The following is a 22,529-nucleotide window of genomic DNA, read 5'->3' on the forward strand; positions in this document are numbered from 1 at the left end:
GGGTTCCCCAGTTCGTGTATTGCATTTGCTTGCAAAGCAAAGCTACTCAGGACGGCGAAGCGGTGTCAACCGGCGAGGCCCGTGGTCCGCGCTTTAGCCTTGGCGCATGAGCCTCACCGACGAGCTGCTGCGGCCGCTGCAGGCCTCGCCCGCCAAGCCGTTGATCACCCACTACGACGACCAGCTCGGCAGCCGCGTCGAGCTGTCCGTGGCGACGACCGTGAACTGGGCCGCGAAGACGGCCAACTGGCTGACCGAGGAGTTCGACATCGAGCCGGGCGACGCGGTGGCCGTGCAGCTCCCCGCGCACTGGCAGACCGTCGGCGTGCTGCTCGGCGCGTGGTGGTGCGGCGCCCGAGTGGTGACCGAGGGCAGCGGCGCGCGCGTGGCGTTCGTCGGGCCGGACGACCCGGAACCGACCGGGGCGGCCGCGACCGCCGTCGTCACGCTGGACCCGATGGGCCGCGGCCTCGACGAGCCGCCGGGCGGCGGCGCGTTCGACTACCTGACCGAGTCCCGGATGGCGGGCGACCAGTACCGGCCGCTCTTCCCGATCCCCGGCGACACGGCGGCGCTGTTCGATTCCACTGTGGACGAGATCCTCGCGGAAGCCCGCGGCCGGGCGTCGAAACTGGGCCTGAGCGCGGACGACCGCGTACTGTCCACACGCGACTGGAGCGGCCCCGAGGGCATCCTCGACGGCCTGCTCGTCCCCCTCGCGGCCGGCGCCCACCTGGTGCACGTCAGCAACGCGGACCCGGCCAAGCTCTCCGCCCGCCGCGACGCCGAGCGCACGACCGCCGACCTCTCCGCCTGAAGTCCGTGAAGGCCACCTTGAGGGACTCAGAGTCCCTCAAGGTGGCCTTCACGGCTTTGCGGGGTCAGGCGTTCTGGAGTTCCCCGACCTCGGTGTCGCGGCGGGCGCGTTTGCGGCCCCACAGCAGGTGGTCCAGCGTGAGGCGGCCGCCGTTGAAGCCCAGTGCCAAGCCGGCGAGGGCGAGCACCAGAACCAGCTCGTAGCCGCCCTGGCCGGTGAGGCCGTTGTCGATGTGCACCGAAAGCAGCGCACCGACCGAAATCACGACGTAGCCGATCCCGACCAGCGGCATCAGGAACCCGGCGATGAACGCGATCGAGCCGAGGATCTCGACGGTCATGGCGAAGATCGCGGCGGCCGTGGGCAGCGGGATGCCCGTCATCGCGAAGAACTTCGCGGTGCCGTCGACGCCGTTGTTCCACTTCTGGATCCCGTGCGCGAGGAAGACGACCGCGACGCCGATCCTCCCCAGCAACAGGGCCACGTCCTTGAATCGTCCGAACATCCGGTCCCACTCCCGATCGGTGAAATTTCAACTGACCCGACCCAAAGTAGGGCACCCGGCACCCGTGATCGAAGCTCCGGAGGGTGATCGACAGGGAACCGACAGGGACCGAATTCGGTTTCGCGCGGGCCCCGGCGGAGCTATCGTCGCCCTGATCCGCGTCCACGACCGTGAGGAGACCCCGATGCGCCGACAGACCGTCCGACCCGGCCTGTCCACCGCATCCCAAAGGATCTCCCGCACCCGTGAAAACCCTGAACATCGGCATTCTCGCGCACGTCGACGCCGGTAAGACCAGCCTGACCGAGCGCCTGCTCTTCGAGGCGGGCGCCATCGACCACCTCGGCAGCGTCGACGGCGGCGACACCCAGACCGACTCCCTCGACCTCGAACGCCGTCGCGGCATCACCATCCGCTCCGCGGTGGTCTCGTTCGTGACCGGCGACACCCGGATCACGCTGATCGACACCCCGGGCCACTCCGACTTCATCGCCGAGGTCGAGCGCGCGCTGCGGGTGCTCGACGGCGCCGTCCTGGTGGTGTCGGCCGTCGAAGGCGTCCAGGCCCAGACCCGCGTGCTGATGCGGACCTTGCGCCGCCTCGGCATCCCGACGCTGATCTTCGTCAACAAGATCGACCGAATGGGCGCCCGGGACCTGCTCGACGACGTCCGCGCGAAGCTGGCGCCCCGCGCGTTCGCCCTGGGCGCGCCCGAAGGCCTGGCCGAGTTCCTCGCCGACGGCGACGACGCGTTCCTACAGTCCTATGTGGACAACCGGGTCGACGCGGCGGTCTGCCGCGTCGAGCTGGCCCGGCAGGTCGCCCGCGCCGCGGCGCACCCCGTGCTGTCCGGCTCGGCGATCACCGGCGCCAGCGTCGGGGACCTCGTCACGGCGATGGCCGAGCTGCTGCCGGCCACCGAGCGGACCGGCGACGGGCCGCTGTCCGCGACGGTGTTCAAGATCGACCGCGGCCGCGCGGGCGAGAAGATCGCCTACGCGCGGCTGCACTCGGGCTCGCTGGCCGTGCGGCAGCGGATCTTGTTCTACCGCGGCGAAACCGAGCTCACCGGGCGCGTCTCGGCGGTCGAGGTCGCCGGGGACGACGTGGCGCTCGCCGGGGACGTCGCCCGGGTGCGCGGCCTGCGCGACGTCCGGATCGGCGATCGGCTCGGCTCCCCCGGCGGCGCCCGCGACGGCGTGTTCGCGCCGCCGAGCCTGGAGAGCGTGGTGCGGCCGGTCCGGCCCGAGCAGGCGGCGGCGCTGTTCACGGCGCTGACGCGACTGTCCGAAGAGGACCCGTTGATCGACGTCCGGCGCCGCGGCCACGACGTCTCGGTGCGGCTCTACGGCGAAGTGCAGAAGGAGGTACTGCGCTCGATGCTGGCCGAAGGCGCCGGGATCGACGTCGAGTTCGAGCCGACGCGCACGCTGTACGTCGAGAAGCCGGTCGGCCGCGGCGAGGCCGTCAAGGAGCTGGACCCGGAGCAGCGGCTGTACTTCTTCGCGACGGTCGGCCTGCGGGTCGAGCCGGGATCGGGCGTCACGTTCGGCCGGTCGGTCGAGCTGGGCTCATTGCCGTTGGCGTTCCACAAGGCGATCGAGGAGACCGTCCACGGCACCCTCGAGCAGGGCCTGTACGGCTGGGAGGTGCTCGACTGCGCGGTGACGTTGACGCACACGGCGTATTTCAGCCCGATCAGCGCCGCGGGCGACTTCCGCAAGATGACCCCGCTCGTGCTGAGGGCGGCGCTGCGCGAGGCCGGGACGCGGGTGTACGAACCGGTGCACCGCTTCGAGCTGGAGATCCCGGTGAACGCCGTCAGCGCGGTGCTGCTCAAGCTGGCGGAGCTGCGGGCGGTGCCCGGGGAACCCGTGCCGGGCCCGGCGTCGTGCACGTTGCACGGGACCATCCCGGCGGGCCACGTCGACGAGTTCACCCAGGCGCTGCCCGCCCTCTCCCAGGGCGAGGGCGTCTTCCTGAGCGAGTTCGGTGATTACCGGCCGTACCCCGGGAAACCGCCGCGGCGTCAGCGCTTGTGGGCCCAGGCCGCGCCGAAGCAGTAGGCGCCGAACGCGGCGAAGCCAAGGGCCACCACACTCAGCAGCACGGTGCCGAAGGGCTGGGCGGCGAGCGTCTTGAGGGCGGCGTCCAGCCCGCCGGCCTTGTTCGGGTCGGCGTTGAACCCCGCGTAGGCGAGGAGGATCGCGACGATCGCCAGTACGACGCCCTTGGCGATGTACCCGGCCTGGCCGAGCCAGGTGACCCAGCGCTTGGTCTTGCCCGGCAGGTCCGTCATGTCGAGGTCTTCGAGGAACTTCTTCTTGAAGCCCTTGACCCCGGACGCGATCGCGACGCCGAGCACGGCCGCGGCGGCGATGATCACCAGCACCCGCCCGAACGGCAGCTGGAGCAGCTTGGCCGTGAACTCCTGCTGGGTCTGGTTGCTCGAACCCCCGCTGCCGCTGCCGATGGCGATCTTGAAGGCGGAGAAGCCCAGCGCGATCACGACGACGCCGCGCGCGCCGGCGCCGATCCGCTTGCGCGTCCGCTTGCCGCCGCTGACCCACGTGTAGCCGACCGCGGCCATCATGAACTGCCACAGGCCGAAGAGCACCAGCCCGAGGGCGAGCACCCAGAGCAGGACCTGCCCGAACGCCGTCGAGCCGATCTCCTGCAGCGCGCCCTTCTGGTCGGCCTGCTCGCCGCTGCCGAACGCGACCTGCAGGGCGAGGTAGGCGAGGACCAGGTGGACCAGGCCGTAGCAGGCCATCCCGACCCGGCCGAGCAGTTGGGCGGTATCGGTCTTTTCGCCTCGTTGGGCCGTGGCCGCTGTCCGGTTCATGCCTGGTGGGTACCCATTGCGAAGCCCGACCGGCTGCGCCATGCGGCCTAATCGCCCGCTGTGATGGGACGATGCCAGCATGGAAGCACGGCTGGTCGGTTATTGGTCGGAGTCGCCGCTGGATCCCGGCTCGCCCGAGTACACCGAACTGGGTTTCCGCGCGGACGGCACCGGCTGGCAGTACTGGACGAGCTGGAGCAGCGCGTTCGCCGTCCACCGGTTCGACTGGCACTCCCCCGGGCCCGGCCGGCTCACCGCCCGCCTGCGGATGGCGATCGACGGCGCGTGGTCGCTGCACGGCTCCGACGTCCGCCACCGCGTCGAACGCCGGGAGCACGTCGACACCCTCGTCGAGCTCGCGTGGGAGCTCGGGCCGGACCGGCAGCTGACGCTGGACCGCGCCCTGGTCGACGTCCTGGGCGGCACGCAGTTCCTGCCCGTCGCCGCCGGCGGCGACGACCCGACGCTCACCGGGCCTTAGGCGGGACGGCGGCGCACCTCGTCGAGGCGGGTCCAGCCGCCGTGGACGGCGAGCAGCGTCAGCACCTGCTCCGCTTGCTCGGCGAACCGCGCGAGGTCGTCGTGCAGCAACGCGGCGCGTTCGCCGTCGAGCTGGTCGAAGTCGTCCCACCAGAGGCCGATCGCCGAGCCGGCGGTGACGACGAGCCCCTGCACGAGCCGCAGGAACCCGGCCGACGGCACGTCGGTCGTGTCGCGGTAGGACATCTCGATCTCGTCGCAGGCCGCGAGGAGGTCACGCAGCTGGCGGACGGCGCCGGCCGGGGTGCCGTCCCAGGCCGCCGTGGGCCAGGCGCGGTCGGCCAGCTCGAGCCACAGCCGCCAGCCGGCGACCAGCTCGGCGTCGTCACGGGGTGTCCAGGACGCGGGGACCGGCCAGTACATGCTTCGAGCGTGACACCGCCGGGGCGGAAATCCGCCCCGGCGGTGGGTTATGTCTCATGTGGCGAAGCTCAGCTGATCACCGGCGGCACCGGCACGCAGGGCGGCGTCTTGGCGTGCGCCGGGTCGAGCGCGTTGAGCACCAGCCCCTGGGCGACCGGGTCGTAGGTGATGCCGAGGTGGTCGGTGAAGTCGAGCCCGCAGACGTTCTGCAGCAGGATGTTCTTCACGTTGGGTTTCGCCGGCAGGAACGCGCTGGTGTACGGCGTCACGACGTCGTCGTAGCGGGTTTGGATGACGGTGTACTGGATGCCGTCGACGGTTTCCCCGCCGGCGTTGAGGTCGGTCAGGAAGGCCGACCCGACGGCCTGTTCGTTGCACGACTGGCACACGGTGCCGAGCGCGGCGGGCACCCCCGGGATCATTTCGAGCGTGCTCAGCAGGCCGAAGAGGTCGGTGCCGTGGTTGGACGGCGAGAGCCCGACGAGCCGGCTGATCTTGTCGGCGCCGCCGAGGTACTTGATCCAGTACCGGATGTTCATCCCGCCCTGCGAGTGCCCGACGACGTCGAGCTTCGACGCCCCGGTCGCGTTGAGGATCTTGTCCCCGAAGGCAGCAAGCGCTTTCGCGGTGTCGGCGATCGGCCCGACGGTCTGCAGGAAGCTGCCGGGCGCCCCGCCGAAGTTCCCGGCGAAGACGCAGTACCCGGCGTTGGCGAGCTTCTGCGACAGGTTCGCCCAGTTCTCGTAGGCGTTGGCGGTGGTCCCGTTGGAGAGCAGCACGGGATTGGGATGCCTGCTGGACGGCTTGCAGTTCCAGTCGTTCGTCCCCGGCGGCGCGATGGTCGGCGCCCCGAGCGAGTAGACGGCGGCGGTGAGGATGTTGGGCTGCACGGGCCCGGTGGGTTCTCTGACCGCTGCTTGGGCCGAAGTGGCCCCCAGTACGAGCGCGGCTGTCACGGCCATCCCGGCTACCAGCCACCTGCGCGTCCTCAAGCCCATCCAATTCACCTCTCTGTGAATCGACAGTGACCTGCATCACCACCTTCATTAACGCGCGAGTAACTTGTTCGGACACTCCCCCTGGTGAGTGATTTTCCTCCGGCCGTTGACCTGCTATGAGTGACACAAGACGGGGTGAGTGGCACTCACGGATGTGACAAAACCGCGTTGACGACCCGCGCAGCTGTGGCCCCGACGACCTCCTGGCCGAACTCAACGGCGCGAAGAACCCGTCGAAGATGACGGCCCTCATGAAGCGGCACCGAGCCCAGCGCCGATGAAAGCTCCGGCGTGCGCAGTCCCGGCCACCGCGGCGCCCGCCGACGCAAAACGCCCCCGGCACGAGTGCGTGCCGGGGGCGTTCGGGTTCGTCGCTGCGGGGTCAGCCCTTGAGCAGGGCCCGGGCCATGACGACCTTCTGGATCTGGTTCGTGCCTTCGTAGATCTGGGTGATCTTCGCGTCGCGCATCATGCGCTCCACCGGGAAGTCGCGGGTGTAGCCGGCGCCGCCGAAGAGCTGGACCGCGTCCGTCGTGACCTCCATCGCGATGTCCGACGCGTACGTCTTCGCCGCCGAGGCCATGAAGCCCGCCCGCTTGTCGCCTCGCTCGCTCGCTGCCGCCGAGGCGTAGACCAGGTGGCGGGCCGCCTCGATCTTGGTGCCCATGTCCGCCAGCATGAACTGGACGCCCTGGAACTCCGCGATCGCCTTGCCGAACTGCTTGCGCTCCTTGACGTACGCGATCGCCGCGTCGAGCGCGCCCTGGGCGATGCCCAGTGCCTGCGCGCCGATCGTCGGGCGGGTGTGGTCGAGCGTGCGCAGGGCCGTCTTCAGGCCGGTGCCGGGCTCGCCGATGATGCGGTCCGCCGGGATCGTGCAGTTCTCGAAGTAGATCTCGCGCGTCGGGGAGCCCTTGATGCCGAGCTTCTTCTCCTTCGGGCCCACCGAGAAGCCCGGGTCGTCCTTGTGGACGACGAACGCCGAGATGCCGTTGGCCTTCTTCTCCGCGTCCGGGTCGGTCACGACCATCACGGTGTACCAGGTCGATTCACCCGCGTTGGTGATCCAGCACTTGGTGCCGTTGAGGACCCAGTGGTCACCGTCGAGCCGCGCGCGGGCGCGCATCGACGCGGTGTCCGAGCCCGCCTCGCGCTCCGAAAGCGCGTACGAAGCCGAAGCCTCGCCGGACGCGATCGAGGGCAGGACCTGCTTCTTCAGCTCTTCCGACGCCGACAGGATGATCGGCTGGGTGCCCAGCTTGTTGACCGCCGGGATCAGCGACGCCGAGGCATCGACCCGGGCGACCTCTTCGATCACGATGCAGGCGCCGACGGCGTCCGCACCCTGGCCGTCGTACTCCTCGCCGATGTGGACGGCGTTGAAACCCGACTTGACCAGCGCGTTGTACGCCTCGATCGGGTAGCGCTCGTTCTCGTCGACCTCGGCCGCGTACGGCGCGATCTCCTTCTCGGCCAGAGCCCGGACCGCGGCCCGCAGCTCCTCGTGCTCCTCGGCAAGCTGGTACAGGCTCATCGTCACTCCGGTCACCTTCTCTACGACGTCGGGAGGGTTCCGTCGATGTTAGCGCTCGTTCACTGACTGCGTCGGCCGTCGTCCTTGTGTCCTTGACCGCAGAATTCGTATGGTCGAGTGATGCCGCTCACCGCGCCGACGACGCCGCCCGGTTTGCCCACCTCCCTCGACTACCCCGAAGTCCCGGTCGGCTCGATCCTCGCCGCGGGTGCCGCGCGCTGGGGCGACCGGACCGCCTTCGCCCAAGACGGCCGCAGTCTCACCTTCACCGAGACCTACCGGGCCGCCTGCCGGTTCGCGAACGCGCTGATCGAACGCGGCATCGGCCGCGGCGACGTCGTGGCCCTGCACCTGCCCAACTGCCTGGCCTTCCCGATCGCCTACTACGGCACGCTCATGGCCGGGGCGACCTTCAGCCCGACGAACCCGCTGCTCCCGCCGGACGACCTCGCGTTCCAGCTCGCCGACTGCGAGGCCGCGGCCGTCGTGACGTTCGGGCCGGTCGCGGGCGCGCTGGCGAGCGTCGCCGACCGGATCCCGGCGAAGTTCGCCGTCGTCGTCGCCCCGGCGGGCGACCTGCTCGACGACCAGGTCGAGTTCGAGGCGTTCCACGCCGGACAGCCGGAGACGCGGCCCGAGGTCGCCATCGACGTCCACGACGACCTCGCGCACCTCGCCTACACCGGCGGCACCACAGGCCGGTCGAAGGGCGTGCGGCTGACCCACCGGAACGTCCTGGTCAACACCCTCCAGCACTCGTGCTGGGGCTCCGGCTCGGTGCCGGCCCTGGACGCGGACGGCGAGATCACGATCGACCAGATCGGCAGCGAGGAGGAGTGGCCGTCGCGGCTCGGCACCGGCGTCGCGATCAACCTGACCCCGTGGTTCCACGCGATGGGCATCATCGGCGGGATGAACGCGGCGGTGATCGGCGGCACGACGACCGTGCTCCACGCGCGCTTCGACCCGGCCGCCTACATCGCCGACGCCGAACGGCTGCGCGTCACCGGCCTCGGCGGCGCGCCCGCGCTGTTCGCCGCGCTGCTCGCGACGCCGTCGTTCCACACCGCCGACCTGTCTTCGGTGCGGTCGATCGGCTCCGGCGCGGCGCCGATGAACCACGCGATGATCAACGCGCTGCGCGAACGCTTCCCGGGCGTGGTCGTCGCCGAGGGCTACGGCCTGACCGAAGCGACGATGGGCGCGGTCATCTCCCCGACGTACCGCTCGGGCACGCGCAAGGTCGGCTCGGTGGGCGTCCCGATCTTCGACACGGAGGTCAAGGTCGTCCCGGCCGAGGGCGGCGAGGACCCGGTCCCGGCGGGCGAGCGCGGCGAGGTCTGCCTGCGCGGCCCGCAGATCATGCAGGGCTACCGCAACCGCCCCGAGGAGACGGCGGCCGCCCTGGTCGACGGCTGGCTGCACACGGGCGACATCGGCATCCTCGACGAGGACGGTTATCTGTCCATCGTGGACCGCAAGAAGGACATGCTGCTATACAAGGGGTACAACGTTTTTCCCCGCGAGCTGGAGGAACTGCTGATCACGATGCCGGGCGTCGCGGCGGCCGCGGTGGTGGGCCGTCCGGACACCGAGGTCGGCGAGCTGCCGGTGGCGTTCGTGGTGCCGCGCGGCGACCTGGACGCGGACGAGCTGATGGCCGCGATCAACGAGAAGGTCGTGCCCTACAAGCGGTTGCGGGAGATCCACGTCGTCGAGCAGATCCCGGTGTCGGCGGCCGGAAAGGTGCTCAAGCGGCAGTTGCGCGACCAGCTTTCAAGCTAGGCGGTCGCCGGAGAGGAGGGTCCCCGCCTGCTTCACGTGCCGGAGCAGCGGGGAGACCTCCATGCTCTGCAGGCCCGGCAGCGAGCCGACCTGGTCGGAGGTGAACTCGAACAGTTCGTCGAGGTCCCGGAAGGCCGCGACCGCGTGGAGGTTGTGCGGGCCGGACAGCGCCGCGGCGAAGGCGACTTCGGGCAGCTGGGCCAGCGCGCGCCCGACGCTCTTGATCGCCGACGGGTGCACGCGCAGCCACAGGTTCGCCCGGGCGTGGTAGCCCAGCGCCGTCGCGGCGATCTCGACGTCGATGTGCACGACGCGCCGCTCCAGCAACGTCTGCAGGCGCCGCGACGCTCGCCCGGGCGTGAGGTCCGCCGCCGCGGCGAGATCGACCAGGCTCGCGCGGCCGTCCTCGGCGAGCACCGCGAGCAGCTGCTCGTCTTCGGGTGTGAGGTGCACCGGCTCGCGGGCCACCACCGGGGCTTCCGTGAACGGCGCGCCGTCGCTGCCCAGCGCGGCCTCCTGCTCCGGCGTCAGCGTGCCGCGCAGGGCGGCCCAGTAGTGGCCGCGGCCGCCGATGAACTGGCGCAGCATCGCGGCCGCGTTGATGTCCAGCACGGCCGCCGTGCGCGGGAGCTGCCGGCCGAGCAGGTCGTCGCGCTCGTCCTGGGTCCGCGACCGGACCGCGCAGGTGACCTCCGAGCCCGCCGCGCTCAGCGCCACCCAGCTGACGTCTTCCCGCTTCGCCAGCGCGTCGGCGATCGCCGCGCCGCTGCCGGGACGGCAGCGCAGCCGCACCAGCCACTTGCTCTGCCCCAGCGCCCCCGGGTCGACGATGCCGGCGACCCGCACGACGCCGTCGGCCCGCAGCCGCCGGTAGCGCCGCCCGACCGCGGCTTCGGTGACCCCGAGCACGCCCGCGATCGAGGCAAACGACGCCCGCGGCGCGACCTGGAGCGCCCGCAGGAGACGCACGTCGTCGGGTGACGCAGCGACGGATTCGGCCATCAACGCTCCTCAGGTCGAGGCAATCCTACAAATCACCCCGCCGAACGCGCCTCAACGACGTCGTCGCGGTGAGACTGGAAGCCGAACCGAAGGAGACGAAATGACCAACCCCACCGCCCTCATCGTCGGGGCGTCGCGCGGCCTCGGCCACGCGATAGCCGCCGAACTCGCCGACCGGGGGTGGCACGTCATCGGCACCGTCCGGGACACCACCGCCCGCACGCCCCTGCACGACCTGGCGGACCGCTCGGACGGGCGCGTCGAGATCGAGCACCTCGACATCACCGAACCCGATCAACTGCCGCCCCTGCACGAACGGCTCGCGGACCGGCAGCTCGACGTGCTCTTCGTCAACGCCGGGACCACCAACAACCCGCAGACGCCGATCGGCGAGGTCTCGACCGACGACTTCGTCGACGTGATGGTCACCAACGCGCTCAGCCCGATGCGGGTCATCGAGGCGCTCGGGGACCTCGTGCCACCAGACGGGCTCATCGGCGCGATGTCGTCCGGCCAGGGCAGCATCACGAACAACACGGCCGGCTCGCGCGAGGTCTACCGGGCCAGCAAGGCCGCGCTGAACATGCTCATGCGCAGCTTCGCGGCCCGGCCGTCGGAGACCGATCGCGCCCTCGCCGTCGTGGCCCCCGGCTGGATCCGCACGGCCCTCGGCGGGCCGGACGCGCCGTTCACCATGGAGGAGAGCGTCCCGCTGATCGTCGACGTGCTCCTGGCCAAGCGGGGCAAGCCCGGCCTCGAGTACCTGGACCGCAACGGCGAGACCGTGCCGTGGTGACCCGCTAGTGGCCGGTCTTCTCGCGCAGGGCCGCGTCCTTGTCCAGGACCAGCTTCTCCAGATCACGCTGGAACGTCGCCATCTTCGACCGCAGTCCCTCGTCGGACGCGGCGAGGATGCGGACCGCCAGCAGGCCCGCGTTGCGCGCGCCGCCGACCGAGACCGTGGCCACCGGGACGCCCGCCGGCATCTGGACGATCGACAGCAGGGAGTCCAGGCCGTCCAGGTACTTCAGCGGGACCGGGACGCCGATCACCGGCAGGACGGTCGCCGAGGCGACCATGCCCGGGAGGTGGGCCGCGCCGCCCGCGCCCGCGATGATCACCCGGATGCCGCGAGCCACCGCCGACGTCGCGTAGTCCAGCATGCGCTGCGGGGTGCGGTGCGCCGAGTAGACGCCGACCTCGTACTCGACGCCGAACTCGTCCAGCGCCGCGCAGGCCGCCTCCAGGGTCGGCCAGTCCGAGTCGCTGCCCATGATCACGCCCACCTGCGGCGCCATAGCTGATCTCCTAGTGAATCTCGTGGCCGTCGAGCCAGACGGCGTGGGACAGCCAGTGCGCCGACAGCAGGGCCCGGTTGCGCAGGTCCTCCATGCGGTCGCCGGTGAAGTTCACGTGCCCGAGCTTGCGGCCCGGCCGCTCCTGCTTGCCGTACAGGTGCACCCGCGCCTCCGGGTACCGCGCGAACAGGTGGTGCAGCCGCTCGTCCGGCCCCATCTCGGGCAGCTCCGACGCGCCCAGCACGTTCGCCATGACGCACGCGGGCGCGACCATGTCCGTGCGGCCCAGCGGGTAGTCGAGCACCGCGCGCAGGTGCTGCTCGAACTGGGACGTGCGCGAGCCGTCCATCGTCCAGTGGCCGGAGTTGTGCGGCCGCATCGCGAGCTCGTTCACCAGCAGCCCGGTGTCGGTCTCGAACAGCTCCACCGCCAGCAGGCCGGTGACGTCCAGCGTCGACGCCACGCGCAGCGCGAGGTCCTGCGCCTCGTGGACCCGCGCGTCCGAAAGCCCCGGCGCCGGGGCGAGCACCTCGGTGTTGATGCCGCCGGACTGCACGGTCTCGACCACCGGGTACGCCGCGCCCTGGCCGAAGGGCGAGCGGGCGACGAGCGCGGCCAGCTCCCGCCGCATCACCACCTTCTCCTCGACCAGCAGCGGGGTGCCCGCTTCCAGCAACGCCGGCACGGTCTCCCGCGCCTGCTGGGCGGTGTCCAGCATCCAGACGCCGCGGCCGTCGTAACCGCCGCTGGACGCCTTGAGCACCACCGGCCAGCCGTGCTCGCCACCGAACTTCACCACGTCGTCCACAGAGGACACTTCGGCGAAGGCGGGGCCCGGCACGCCCATGCCGGCCATCATCTCGCGCATCACCAGCTTGTTCTGCGCGAAGCCCAGCGCGGACGGCGCCGGGCGGATGGCGTAGCCCTCCATCGCCAGCGTCAGCAGGTGCTCGCCGGGCACGTGCTCGTGGTCGAACGTGAGCACGTCGACCGACGCCGCGAACGCGCGCAGCGCCTCGAGATCGGCGTGGTGGCCCAGCACCACGTCACCCGCGACGAGCCCCGCCGCTTCGTTCTCACCCGCGGCGAGCACGCGCAGGGACTGACCGAGGGAGATCGCCGCCTGGTGGGTCATCCGGGCGAGCTGCCCGCCGCCCACCATGCCCACGACGGGCAGACCGGTGTGTTTGTCCATAGCGCGCTCAGCCTACTGTGTCGACATTTGCCGATCCGGCTGGCAGTCACGGCGGAAAGGGTGCCGGTTCCCCCTGCTTTCAGCCGGCTTGGCAAGCGGCGACGACCTTCACCAACCCGGCCAGCAGCCACAGTGGAAAGCGGGCCCGCGAGCAGGCAGGTGCCGAATCGTGCCCGCCTGCCTTCAGCCGGATGCTAAACGGTGACGACCTGCGGTGACCGCCGGACCAGGCGAACCTCACGCGCCGCGAGGCCCACGATCCCGGCCGCCGCGGCGAGGACGTAGACATTGCCGAGGACCGACCAGCCCAGGCCCCAGCCGAACTCCGTGTCACCGCCGTTGGGCACCAGCATCACCACCTGCGAGGCGAACAGCACCGCGACCGCCGCCGCGGCCCAGCGCTTGCCCTTCACCAGCAGCAGCGTGATCAACGGCACGGCCCAGACCCAGTGGTGCGACCACGACACCGGCGAGAGCAGCAGACCGTAGAACGCCGTCACGAGCAACGCGGCCGCGTCCTCACCGCGCCGGTGCAGCCGCACCACCAGCCACACCGCGGGCACGGCCAGCACCGCCGCCACGCCGACCGCCACCGCCAGCGACCAGGGCGCGAGGTGGGAAGCGCGGTTGACCAGCCCGTTGAGCGACTGGTTGAAGATCCAGTGCACCGACCCGACCCGGCTCGGGTCGGTCGCCGAATCCCGCCAGAACCGCAGCGCGTCGACCGGGATGACCGCGAACATCGCCGCTTCCAGGACGACGAACGTGCCCAGCGCGCGCAGCCCGTCCTTCCACCGGCCCGTGAAGAACAGGTGCGGCACGAAGATCAGCGGGGTGAGCTTGATCGCCGCCGCCACACCGATCAGCACGCCCGCCCAGCGCGACCCGCGCGCGGACAGCACCAGGACGTCCAGCACCACGAACGCCATCAGTATCAAGTTGATCTGGCCCAGGAACAGCGTCTTCCACACCGGTTCCAGCGCCAGAGCGGCGGCCGTTCCCGCCGGCAGCGCCCACCAGCTTCTTCCCAGAAGCGACGAGTGCCCCGGCGACGACGAAACCACCGTGATCACGACCATAAGGGCGACCACCGACAAAAACGCGATCACGCCCCAGACCAGGCCCGACGGCACCAGAGCGAGCGGCAGGAACAGCGGCGCGGCGGCCGGGGTGTAGGTGAACGGCAGCCGCACCCAGTCCGGCAGCGCCGTAAGCACGTCACGCGTGTAGAGGGGGTCGCCGTGGACCAGGGTCAGCGCGCCGGCCCGGTAGACGGCGCTGTCCGCACCCAGGTGCCAGCCCGCCAGCCAGGCAACCACCCCGAAGGCCAGGACGACGAGCGGGAGAACCCCGGCGAGAACCCGGCCGGTGCGGGCCTCAGACGCCGGTGGGGACGTCGACATGCTCGTCAGCCGCCGCCTTCTTCCGGGCCCGCCTCTGCAGCCCCCAGCGCAGCGCCAGGGCGAGGGCGAGGACGACCGGCATCAGGATGTACGCGTCGCCCAGGACGTTCTGCCACACCGTCCAGTGCAGCTCGACGTTGCGCCCGTTGGGCAAGATCAGCAGCACGCAGCTCACGAACACGAACGCCGCGAGGAACGTCCCGACCCAGCGCTTCCACGCCGTCGCCGGGGTCGTCTTCGGCAGGCGCGAGACCAGCAGCACGATCAGCGGGACCACCCACACCCAGTGGTGGGTCCAGGAGATCGGCGAGATCAGCAGCGTCCAGAACGCGGTGACCAGCAGCGCGGCCAGCGCCTGGCCCTTGCGGTGGAACCGCATGAGCAGCCACAGCGCCGGGATGGCGAGCAGGAAGCCGATGCCCATCGCCGCCTTCGACGCCCACGGCGCGAGGTCGGTGGCCCGGTTCATCAGGGCGTTCAGCGACTGGTTGCCCGCCCAGTGCACCGGCCCGATCCGGCCGGTGTCGGGCAGCGTGACGGTCCAGTACTTGGCCGCGTCGTGCGAGTTGATCAGGAACATCAGGCCCTGGAGCAGCACGAACGTCGCCAGCCCGCGCAGCGCGTCCTTGCGGCGGCCGGTGATGAACAGGTGGCCGAGGAACACCAGTGGCGTCAGCTTGATCGCCGCCGCGACACCGACCAGGACCCCGCCCCATCGGCTCCCGCGGGCGCCGATGACCAGCATGTCCAGCAGGATCATGGCCATCAGGATCAGGTTGATCTGGCCGAGGAAGATCGTCCGCCACACCGGTTCGAGACCGAGGAAGACCAGGAAGAACACGATGGTCGAGCGGGCGGGCGAGGCCCACCAGCGCGGGCCGTCGTCGGCCGGGCGCGGCAGGGCGCCGATCGCGATCCGGATCGACAGCGCCATCGCCATCAGCGAGATCGCGGTGATCAGGCCCCAGGAGATCTGCGTCGGGAACGCCGCGAGCGGCACGAAGATCAGCGCCGCCGTCGGCGGGTAGGTGAACGGCAGCAGCGCCCACCACGGCTCGTTGGCCAGGGTGTTCGCGTCGTAGAGGGAATCGCCGTGCAGCAGCGTGAGCGCACCCGCCCGGTAGACCGCGCTGTCGACGCCGAGCACCCAGTCGTGCTGCCAGCCCCAGATGCCGTACCCGATCGCGACCAGCGGGATCACCGACAGGATCAAGATCGACCGCGGGCGCACGGACAGGCGGGCGATCGACTTGCGCAGGGCCAAACGGTGCGTGGATCTGGCCGCTACTTCGCCGTCGACGTCGGTGGATACGGTCCTGGTCACCTCACCAGGAAATCATGGCGGCCCGGGTCCAGGTCAGAAGGGTCCGGGCGGAACCGGACTTTCCGGGCGTTCTACACCCGGGCGAGGCGAGCCAGCAGGTCGCAGGCCAATTCGTGGGTGGCGGGCAACCGCACCGCCGAGACGCGTGGCTGACCGGCGTCGGCGAGCTGCGCGTCGACCGACAACCGCTCGTGCAAGGCCCTTCGCAGCGCGACGCCGTGGGACGCGACCTTGTCGTCCCGCTGGACGAGCGCGGCGACCACGGACGGCCCGAGCGTGGCGACGCTCTGGCCGCTGTCGAACACCGCCCGCAGCGCGTCCGCGACCAGGATCATCCCGGTCAGCCGCAGGAAACCGGCGACCGTGCTGAGGTCCAGCGAGACGACCAGCAGCATGTGTTCCTCGGCCGCCGGCCGCTCGCACGCCGCCGCGGCCTGGTAGACCTCGACCAGCCGCGTCCGCAGGTAGGCGGCCGAGGGCAGGCCGGTCAGCGGGTCGGTGACCTCGGTGTGCACGAGCTGGTCGGTGGCGACGTCCGCCCAGGCCAGCGCCGTCATCCGGAGGAGACGGGACGGCGTCGCGTCGACGTCGGGCGAGACGAACCCGTCACCGCCGTGGTCGAGCACCGCGTGCAGCGCCGCGAGGTCGGCGAGGGTTTCGGCGAGCCCCGCCCCGGCCGCCGCGCGCGCCCGGGCCAGCCCGGCCAACGCGATTTCGGCGGCTTCGACGCGGCCCTTGCTCATCACCGCCGCGCAGACGGCGTCGACCTCGGGCAGCGCCCAGTCGCTCGGGAAGCGCCAGCCGGCGGCGAGACTCGCGGTGCGCCAGCGGCCCCGCAGCGCGCGGAGGGAACGGTCACGCTCGGCGGTGGACGGAACGTCACCGGGGCCGGATCGCACGCCGGTTGCCGGAACATCCACTGGCCATCCGCCCCTTTCGAACTTGTCGATCTTGCTCGGTGCCTCACGGTGAGGACGCAGACCGGAGTACCCCGTGACGGCGTACTCACCAGTTTTGTTAAGAAGCTTTTCCACGGCGCTCGCCGAGGGTGGGTGATTTTGCTGCGCCGTCGGTGGCTTCACCCCCACCACGACGTGACCGTTCCGACCGGGTCAGTCACACTTGCCTCGTGACCCGGACCCGCCTGTAATGGCAGGTCCTGGCCTTAGCCGACCGAGGAGTGCCGTGTCCACCATTCCCGCCGATCTCAGCGGAAAGAGTGACGCCGAGCTGATCGCGGAGGTTCGCGCCGGGAAGATCGCTTCGTACGGCGGTCTGTACGAACGCCACACCGGCGCGGCGCACAACCTCGCTCGTCAGCTGGCCCGCTCGAGCTCCGAGGCCGACGACCTGGTGTCCGAGGCCTTCGCGAAAGTGCTGGACACGCTCCGTGGTGGCAAGGGCCCGGATACGGCCTTCCGGGCGTACCTTCTTACCGCCCTTCGCCACACTGCGTACGACCGGACGCGCAAGGAGCGCCGGGTCGACCTCAACGAGGACATGACCGACGTCTCCGCCGAGGCGCTCACCGTCCCGTTCTCCGACACCGCCGTCGCCGGGCTCGAGCGGACGATGGCCGCGAAGGCGTTCGCACGGCTGCCCGAACGCTGGCAGGCCGTGCTCTGGCACACCGAGATCGAGCAGCAGAGCCCGGCCGAGGTCGCGCCGCTGCTGGGACTGACCGCGAACGGCGTCTCCGCGCTCGCCTACCGCGCCCGCGAAGGGCTGCGGCAGGCGTACCTGCAGGTCCACCTGCAGGAGAACGCCGAGGAACGCTGCCGCGCCTGCGCCGAGCGGCTCGGCGCGTGGACCCGCGACGGGCTGTCCAAGCGGGAACGCGCCCAGGTCGAGAGCCACCTCGACGAGTGCGACAACTGCCGGGCGCTGGCCGCGGAGCTGGCCGACGTCAACGGCGGCCTGCGCGCGATCATCGCCCCGATCGTCCTGGGCGGCGCCGCGCTGGGTTACCTCGCGACCATCGGCGCGGCCAAGGCGAGCGCGGCCACCGCGGCGGCGGCCGGTGCGGCCGCCGCCGGGGCCGCGGCCGCCGGTGGCAAAGCGGGCGCGGCGGCCGGTGCCGCCGCCGCGGGACCCCGCCAGTTCGCCGGGGTCGCCGCCTCCGGGACGGCGGTCGTCGCGGCCGTCGTCATCGCGCTGACGGCCGGCGGCGGGGCGCAGGAGGTCCCCGTCGCGGCCCAGGTGCCGCCTCCGATCGTCCAGCCGGTCCAGCCACCGCCGCCGAAGCCGCCGGCCCCGCAGCCGCCGGCGCCGCCTGCTCCCCCGGCACCGCCCGCTCCGCCGGCCCCGCCGGCCCCGCCCGCCGCGCCGCCGGTCGTGCCCGCGCCGCCGCCGGTGGTCCCGCCCGCGGAGCAGCCGCCCGCGCCCACGCCGACCCCCACGACGGCGCCGCCCGCGCCGTCGGTGTCCGCGACGACCCCGCCCGACGGCGTCGAGCTGCAGCCCGGCGCCGGGCCCGTCAGCCTGCCGATCACCGTGCGCAACGACGGCGGGAGCGTGTCCGAGCCGGTGGCCGCGGCCCTGAAGCTGCCGCCGGGCGTCCGCGCGGTCGAAACAGGCGGTGGCGGCGCGCCGATGGCGTTCGCACAGGACGCGCCCGCCCCGATCTCGGTGAACTGCCCGGGCGGCGAAGGCACGGTGACGTGCAAGACGGGCGTCGGCCTGCAGCCCGGCCAGAGCGCGACGCTGAATTTCCGGCTCGAGGCCGACGAGGACGCGACCGGCGGCACGGTGACGGGCTCGGTCACGGCCGGCGTGCAGATCAGCGTCGAGGTCACCGTCAAGGTCACCGTGAAGCAGCCGCCGGACGCCGTGGTCCTGGAAGCGGAGGGCGACGGGCTCTCGGCGTTCCCCTGGACCCGCAACCCGCTGGTCTACGTGCGCGTCCGCAACACCGGCGAGACGACCCGGCCGGTCACGGTCACCTTCGACCACGCCCTCTGGCAGTGGTGGAGCCTGCGCGGCTTCCCGTGCACGCCGACCGCGGCGGGCGCGAGCTGCACGACGACCGGTGCGGTGGCGCCCGGCCAGCACGTCAACCTGTGGGTGCGGCTGAAGGGCCGTCCCGACGACGGGCAGGTGACGATCGGCGCGCAGCTGGGCAAGGCGTCGGCGGGGCCGGTGACCGTCGACTTCGGCTGCTGGCACCACTGGTGCGGCAAGGACCCGCTGCCCGGACCGTCCACGCCGCCGACCACTCCCTCGACGTCGGCCACGACGACGCCGTCGAAGCACAAGCCGTCGCCGACGAAGCAGACCACTCCGCCGGCGACGAGCGAGCCGGAACCGACAAAAACCCCATCCACGTCGACGACGACTTCAAGTGCCCCGCCGGTTCCCGGCAAACCGGGCGCGAAGCAGCCGACGGTCACCCCCGAAAGGGGTTTCGGCTGGCTGACCGGGTAGCGTCCGCGCGGTGCGCGAGCTGCTGAAAAAGCATCGCGAGCTCCTCCGCTTCGCCGTTGTCGGCGGGATCAGCTTCGTGATCACGATGTCCGTCAACTACGGCCTGAAGTTCACCGTGCTGCGGACCCACCCGGTCACGGCGCTGATGATCGGCGTCCTGGTCGCGACGATCTTTTCCTACGTCGCCAACCGCGAGTGGTCCTTCCGCACCCGCGGCGGCCGCGAGCGCCACCACGAGGCCGCGCTGTTCTTCGTCTTCAGCGGGATCGCGCTGGGCCTGAACGCGCTGCCGCAGTGGTTCTCGCGGTACGTGCTGGACCTGCAGGCCCCGCGGCTGTCACCGTTCGGCGTCGAGGTGGCCGACTTCGTCAGTGGCATCATCATCGGCACCCTGCTCGGCACGGTGTTCCGCTGGTGGGCGTTCAAGAAGTGGGTGTTCCCGGACGAGGACGCCCGATCGCTGGCCGAAACCGCCGAGGTCGCGGACGATCCGGACATTCACGGCAGCAAGGCCGCCTGAACCACAGGTCACGGCGGTGTGCTCCTAGACTGGCCGTTGTGACCGTTGTGGAAACCGTGCTCAAGCGCACGCCGGAGCCACTGCGTTCGGTGCTGATCAAGCACCGGGAGCTGCTGAAGTTCGCGATCGTGGGCGGCACGACGTTCGTGGTCGACAACGGCGTCTGGTACTTCCTGAAGCTGAGCGTGCTGGAGTCCAAACCGACCACGGCGAAGGCGATCGCGATCATCGTCGCGACGATCGTGTCGTACATCCTCAACCGCGAGTGGTCGTTCCGCACCCGCGGCGGGCGGGAACGCCACCACGAAGCCGCACTGTTCTTCGTGATCAGCGGCATCGCGGTCGTGGTGAACCTGATCCCGCTGTACGTCTCGCGGTACGTGCTGGACCTCGAGGTCCCGCACGTGACGCGGCTGGTGCAGGAGGTCGCGGACTTCGCGAGCGGGTCGATCATCGGCATGCTGCTGGCGATGTTCTTCCGCTTCTGGGGCTTCAAGAAGTGGGTCTTCCCGGACGAGCTGGGTGAGCGGCGCCGGGACGGCGACTCGGTGACCCGCCTGCGCTGACCGCGCCCGCAAAAGTACTTGTCTCCTGACATGTAGTTGTCTACAGTCAACTTCGTCAGTGTTCCTTCGTGAAGACGCCGTCCGGGTTCGCACCGGGCGAGCGGGACGATTCGAGGTGGTTTCCGAGCGCGAAGAGGTCGCATCCGTTCGCGGATGACGATGGAGCCTTTTCCCGACTCGACGGGACGCGTTTTCCGCGCGTCCGGACATCTCTCGTCCCTTCCTTCACAAAGACATCTCTTGATCACAACCGCGCCTTCGCGCGCTCAAAAAGCTGCCCTCATCGGGCTGTTCCTGTCCGTTTTCCTCGCGATGCTCGACGCCCAGGTCGTCGCCACCGCGCTCCCCCGGGTCGCCGCCGAGTTCGGCGGGACCGGGGCGTACGCCTGGGTCACCACCGCCTACCTGCTCGCCGGGAGCGTCACCGCGCCGGTCCACGGCAAGCTCGGTGACGTCTTCGGGCGCAAACGTGTGCTCCTGGGCGCGCTCGCCCTCTTCCTGCTCGGTTCGGTCGCTTGCGGCCTGGCGCCGTCGGCCGGGCTGCTCGTCGCCGGGCGCGTCCTGCAGGGCGCCGGTTCCGGCGGCCTCTTCGTCTCCGTCGGCGCTTCGCTCGGCGAAATGTTCACGCCTCGCGAAGGCGCGAAGTACTTCGGGTGGTTCTCGATCTGCTTCGCCGTCGCCTCGCTCGCCGGTCCCGTCGTCGGCGGACTGCTCACCGGGGTGGCCGGGTGGCGGTCGATCTTCCTGGTCAACCTGCCGCTCGGCCTGCTCGCCGTCGTGCTGCTCAAGAGCCTCGACCTGCCGCGGCGGCGCAAGGACGCGCCGTTCGACTTCGCCGGTGTTGTCCTGCTCGGCGCGACGATCACCGGGTTCACGCTGCTGACGCCGTGGTCGATCGCCCTCGGCGCCGCGGCCGCCGTCGCCTTCGTCCTCGTCGAACGACGGGCGAAAGCGCCCGTGCTCCCGCTGCGGCTGTTCCGCGACCGGACGTTCACCGTGTCCGCCGTGCTCAGCGTGCTCGCCGGGTTCGCCTTCCTCGGCTCGATCAACTACATCGCGGTCTTCCTGCAGGCCGACGCCGGCCCGGCGGAAGGCGGCCTCCGGCTCGTGCCGATGACGATCGCCGTGGCGGTCTCGTCGGCCGTCGCGAGCCGGATCATCGCCCGCACCGGCCACTATCGCTGGGCGCCGCAGCTCAGCATGGCGCTCGGGCTCCTGGCGATGCTCGGTCTCACCACGGTGCACGGGCTGCCGCTCGTCCTGTCCTGCCTCGTCGTCTTCGGGCTCGCGGCCGGGCTGAACCTGCAGGTCCTCGCGATGGCCACGCAGAACACGGCGCCGGCCGCGGACCGCGGTGCGGTCGCCGCCGGCGTCAACCTCGCCCGCGCGCTCGGCTCGGCCCTCGGCCCGGTCGCGCTCGGCTTCGCCTACCGCGCCGGGACCCACGGCGTCTTCCTCGCCCTGCTGCCCGTGCTCGCGCTCGCCCTCGTCACGGCGTTCGCGCTCCCGCACGTCCCGCTGCGCAACCACCATTAGGAGAAACCCCATGATCTTCGTCCTCGGCGCCACCGGCAAGGTCGGCCGCGCCCTCGTCCCCGCTCTGCTCGACGCCGGCGCCGCGGTCCGCGCGCTGACGCGTGACCCGGCCAAGGCCCGGATCGACCCGCGGGCCGACGTCGTCGGAGCCGACCTCGAAACCGCCGACCTGCCCGCGCTGTTCGACGGCGCGGACCGCGTTTTCCTGCTCACGCAAGGGTTCCGGCACGAAGGAGCCATCGCACGGGCCGCGGCCCGCGCCGGTGTCACCCACCTCGTCAAGCTGTCCACCTCCGGCGTCCACTTCGGACAGACGGATCCGATCACCCGCGCCCACGCCGAAGCCGAGCAGGCCGTCCGCGAAGCCGGTCCGGCGTGGACGATCCTGCGGCCCGGCGCGTTCATGGACAACCGCTTCGCCTGGCTGCGCACGATTCGCGAGGAGAACACCGTGTACGTGCCCGAAGGCGACCCGGCGTCCGCGCTGGTGCACGTCCGGGACATCGCCGCGGTCGCCACCCTCGCGCTCACGACGTCCGGCCACGAGGGCGCGACCTACGAGCTGACCGGAGGCGAAGCTCTCACCACCGAACAGCAGGTCGCCGTCCTTTCCGACGCGATCGGCCGCCCGATCGAGTACGTAGAAGAGCCCGAAACCGCCGCTCGCGAACGCATGACACGGATGTACGGCTGGCCCGTCGAAGCCGTCGACGGCTTCTTCGCGCTCAAGCGGGAGTCCGCCGCGCACGAGCACGTCGTCTTCGACACCGTCGCGCGGTTGCTCGGCAAGCCGCCGCGAACGTTCCCGGATTGGGCGCGTGAGAATGCGGCCGCGTTCACCTACCATTACCGGGGGTGACGACGGGGAGGTGGGC

The 22,529-nt window shown here is 71.1% G+C and carries 21 protein-coding genes; 10 read left to right on the forward strand and 11 right to left on the reverse strand.

What is annotated here, in order from left to right; translation table 11 throughout:
* Positions 1-106 precede the first annotated feature (106 nt).
* Positions 107-817: a TIGR03089 family protein gene (locus VA596_RS40390; protein WP_323334646.1), complete on the forward strand. Its 711-nt coding sequence runs from the start codon at positions 107-109 to the stop codon at positions 815-817.
* Positions 818-881: 64 nt separating this feature from the next.
* Here the strand turns inward: VA596_RS40390 and VA596_RS40395 are convergent, their stop codons facing one another.
* Positions 882-1,322, reverse strand: a complete 441-nt coding sequence (locus VA596_RS40395; RefSeq protein WP_323334648.1) for a DoxX family protein — start codon at positions 1,320-1,322, stop codon at positions 882-884.
* 245 nt (positions 1,323-1,567) lie between these two features.
* On the opposite strand from VA596_RS40395, the gene VA596_RS40400 reads away from it, so the two are divergent.
* Positions 1,568-3,388 carry a translation factor GTPase family protein gene (locus VA596_RS40400; protein WP_323334649.1) on the forward strand — a complete coding sequence of 607 codons (1,821 nt, stop codon included), beginning with the start codon at positions 1,568-1,570 and terminating at the stop codon, positions 3,386-3,388.
* Here the strand turns inward: VA596_RS40400 and VA596_RS40405 are convergent.
* Positions 3,352-4,167, reverse strand: a complete 816-nt coding sequence (locus tag VA596_RS40405; RefSeq protein WP_323334651.1) for a DUF1206 domain-containing protein — start codon at positions 4,165-4,167, stop codon at positions 3,352-3,354. The two genes, VA596_RS40400 and VA596_RS40405, sit on opposite strands and share 37 nt — an antisense overlap.
* Before the next feature lie 79 nt (positions 4,168-4,246).
* Between VA596_RS40405 and VA596_RS40410 the strand changes: the two genes are divergently transcribed.
* Positions 4,247-4,648 carry a hypothetical protein gene (locus tag VA596_RS40410; RefSeq protein WP_323334653.1) on the forward strand — a complete coding sequence of 134 codons (402 nt, stop codon included), beginning with the start codon at positions 4,247-4,249 and terminating at the stop codon, positions 4,646-4,648.
* Here VA596_RS40410 and VA596_RS40415 read toward each other — a convergent pair.
* From VA596_RS40415 to VA596_RS40425, 3 genes are all read right to left on the reverse strand, one after another.
* Positions 4,645-5,070 carry a hypothetical protein gene (locus VA596_RS40415; RefSeq protein WP_323334655.1) on the reverse strand — a complete coding sequence of 142 codons (426 nt, stop codon included), beginning with the start codon at positions 5,068-5,070 and terminating at the stop codon, positions 4,645-4,647. The genes VA596_RS40410 and VA596_RS40415 overlap by 4 nt on opposite strands.
* A gap of 68 nt (positions 5,071-5,138) precedes the next feature.
* Complete coding sequence (locus VA596_RS40420) at positions 5,139-6,068, reverse strand: esterase/lipase family protein (protein WP_410171963.1); 930 nt, start codon at positions 6,066-6,068, stop codon at positions 5,139-5,141.
* A 382-nt stretch (positions 6,069-6,450) separates the two neighbouring features.
* Positions 6,451-7,602, reverse strand: coding sequence for an acyl-CoA dehydrogenase family protein (locus VA596_RS40425; RefSeq protein WP_323334835.1), 1,152 nt, complete (start codon positions 7,600-7,602; stop codon positions 6,451-6,453).
* A gap of 120 nt (positions 7,603-7,722) precedes the next feature.
* On the opposite strand from VA596_RS40425, the gene VA596_RS40430 reads away from it, so the two are divergent.
* The gene (locus VA596_RS40430; protein ID WP_323334658.1) at positions 7,723-9,387 is read left to right on the forward strand and encodes a class I adenylate-forming enzyme family protein; all 1,665 of its coding nucleotides are present in this window, start codon (positions 7,723-7,725) and stop codon (positions 9,385-9,387) included.
* On the opposite strand, the gene VA596_RS40435 is transcribed toward VA596_RS40430, so the two are convergent.
* Positions 9,379-10,389 (reverse strand): Lrp/AsnC family transcriptional regulator, encoded by a 1,011-nt coding sequence (locus tag VA596_RS40435; protein ID WP_323334660.1) that lies wholly within the window; start codon positions 10,387-10,389, stop codon positions 9,379-9,381. The genes VA596_RS40430 and VA596_RS40435 overlap by 9 nt on opposite strands.
* 100 nt (positions 10,390-10,489) lie before the next feature.
* On the opposite strand from VA596_RS40435, the gene VA596_RS40440 reads away from it, so the two are divergent.
* Positions 10,490-11,185, forward strand: a complete 696-nt coding sequence (locus tag VA596_RS40440; protein ID WP_323334662.1) for an SDR family oxidoreductase — start codon at positions 10,490-10,492, stop codon at positions 11,183-11,185.
* Between the two features lie 4 nt (positions 11,186-11,189).
* Here the strand turns inward: VA596_RS40440 and purE are convergent, their stop codons facing one another.
* The 5 genes from purE to VA596_RS40465 all read right to left on the reverse strand — a co-directional run bounded on the left by purE (position 11,190) and on the right by VA596_RS40465 (position 16,529).
* Positions 11,190-11,687 carry a 5-(carboxyamino)imidazole ribonucleotide mutase gene (gene purE / locus VA596_RS40445; protein WP_323334664.1) on the reverse strand — a complete coding sequence of 166 codons (498 nt, stop codon included), beginning with the start codon at positions 11,685-11,687 and terminating at the stop codon, positions 11,190-11,192.
* Positions 11,688-11,697: 10 nt separating this feature from the next.
* Positions 11,698-12,882, reverse strand: coding sequence for a 5-(carboxyamino)imidazole ribonucleotide synthase (locus VA596_RS40450; RefSeq protein WP_323334666.1), 1,185 nt, complete (start codon positions 12,880-12,882; stop codon positions 11,698-11,700).
* Between the two features lie 194 nt (positions 12,883-13,076).
* Complete coding sequence (locus tag VA596_RS40455) at positions 13,077-14,285, reverse strand: glycosyltransferase 87 family protein (protein WP_323334668.1); 1,209 nt, start codon at positions 14,283-14,285, stop codon at positions 13,077-13,079.
* Positions 14,260-15,609 (reverse strand): glycosyltransferase 87 family protein, encoded by a 1,350-nt coding sequence (locus tag VA596_RS40460; RefSeq protein WP_323334670.1) that lies wholly within the window; start codon positions 15,607-15,609, stop codon positions 14,260-14,262. Before VA596_RS40460 ends, VA596_RS40455 begins: the two co-directional genes overlap by 26 nt.
* Positions 15,610-15,680: 71 nt before the next feature.
* Positions 15,681-16,529: a GGDEF domain-containing protein gene (locus VA596_RS40465; RefSeq protein WP_323334672.1), complete on the reverse strand. Its 849-nt coding sequence runs from the start codon at positions 16,527-16,529 to the stop codon at positions 15,681-15,683.
* A gap of 265 nt (positions 16,530-16,794) precedes the next feature.
* On the opposite strand from VA596_RS40465, the gene VA596_RS40470 reads away from it, so the two are divergent.
* The 5 genes from VA596_RS40470 to VA596_RS40490 all read left to right on the forward strand — a co-directional run bounded on the left by VA596_RS40470 (position 16,795) and on the right by VA596_RS40490 (position 22,513).
* Positions 16,795-19,032: a sigma-70 family RNA polymerase sigma factor gene (locus tag VA596_RS40470; protein ID WP_323334674.1), complete on the forward strand. Its 2,238-nt coding sequence runs from the start codon at positions 16,795-16,797 to the stop codon at positions 19,030-19,032.
* Between the two features lie 10 nt (positions 19,033-19,042).
* The gene (locus VA596_RS40475; protein ID WP_323334676.1) at positions 19,043-19,552 is read left to right on the forward strand and encodes a GtrA family protein; all 510 of its coding nucleotides are present in this window, start codon (positions 19,043-19,045) and stop codon (positions 19,550-19,552) included.
* 38 nt (positions 19,553-19,590) lie between these two features.
* The gene (locus VA596_RS40480) at positions 19,591-20,118 is read left to right on the forward strand and encodes a GtrA family protein (protein WP_323334678.1); all 528 of its coding nucleotides are present in this window, start codon (positions 19,591-19,593) and stop codon (positions 20,116-20,118) included.
* Positions 20,119-20,358: 240 nt separating this feature from the next.
* Positions 20,359-21,654: an MFS transporter gene (locus tag VA596_RS40485; protein ID WP_410171964.1), complete on the forward strand. Its 1,296-nt coding sequence runs from the start codon at positions 20,359-20,361 to the stop codon at positions 21,652-21,654.
* 10 nt (positions 21,655-21,664) lie between these two features.
* Positions 21,665-22,513 (forward strand): NAD(P)H-binding protein, encoded by an 849-nt coding sequence (locus VA596_RS40490; RefSeq protein ID WP_323334680.1) that lies wholly within the window; start codon positions 21,665-21,667, stop codon positions 22,511-22,513.
* Positions 22,514-22,529: the final 16 nt, after the last annotated feature.

It is taken from the genome of Amycolatopsis heterodermiae, assembly GCF_034929455.1.
In the GTDB taxonomy this organism is placed as follows: domain Bacteria; phylum Actinomycetota; class Actinomycetes; order Mycobacteriales; family Pseudonocardiaceae; genus Amycolatopsis; species Amycolatopsis heterodermiae.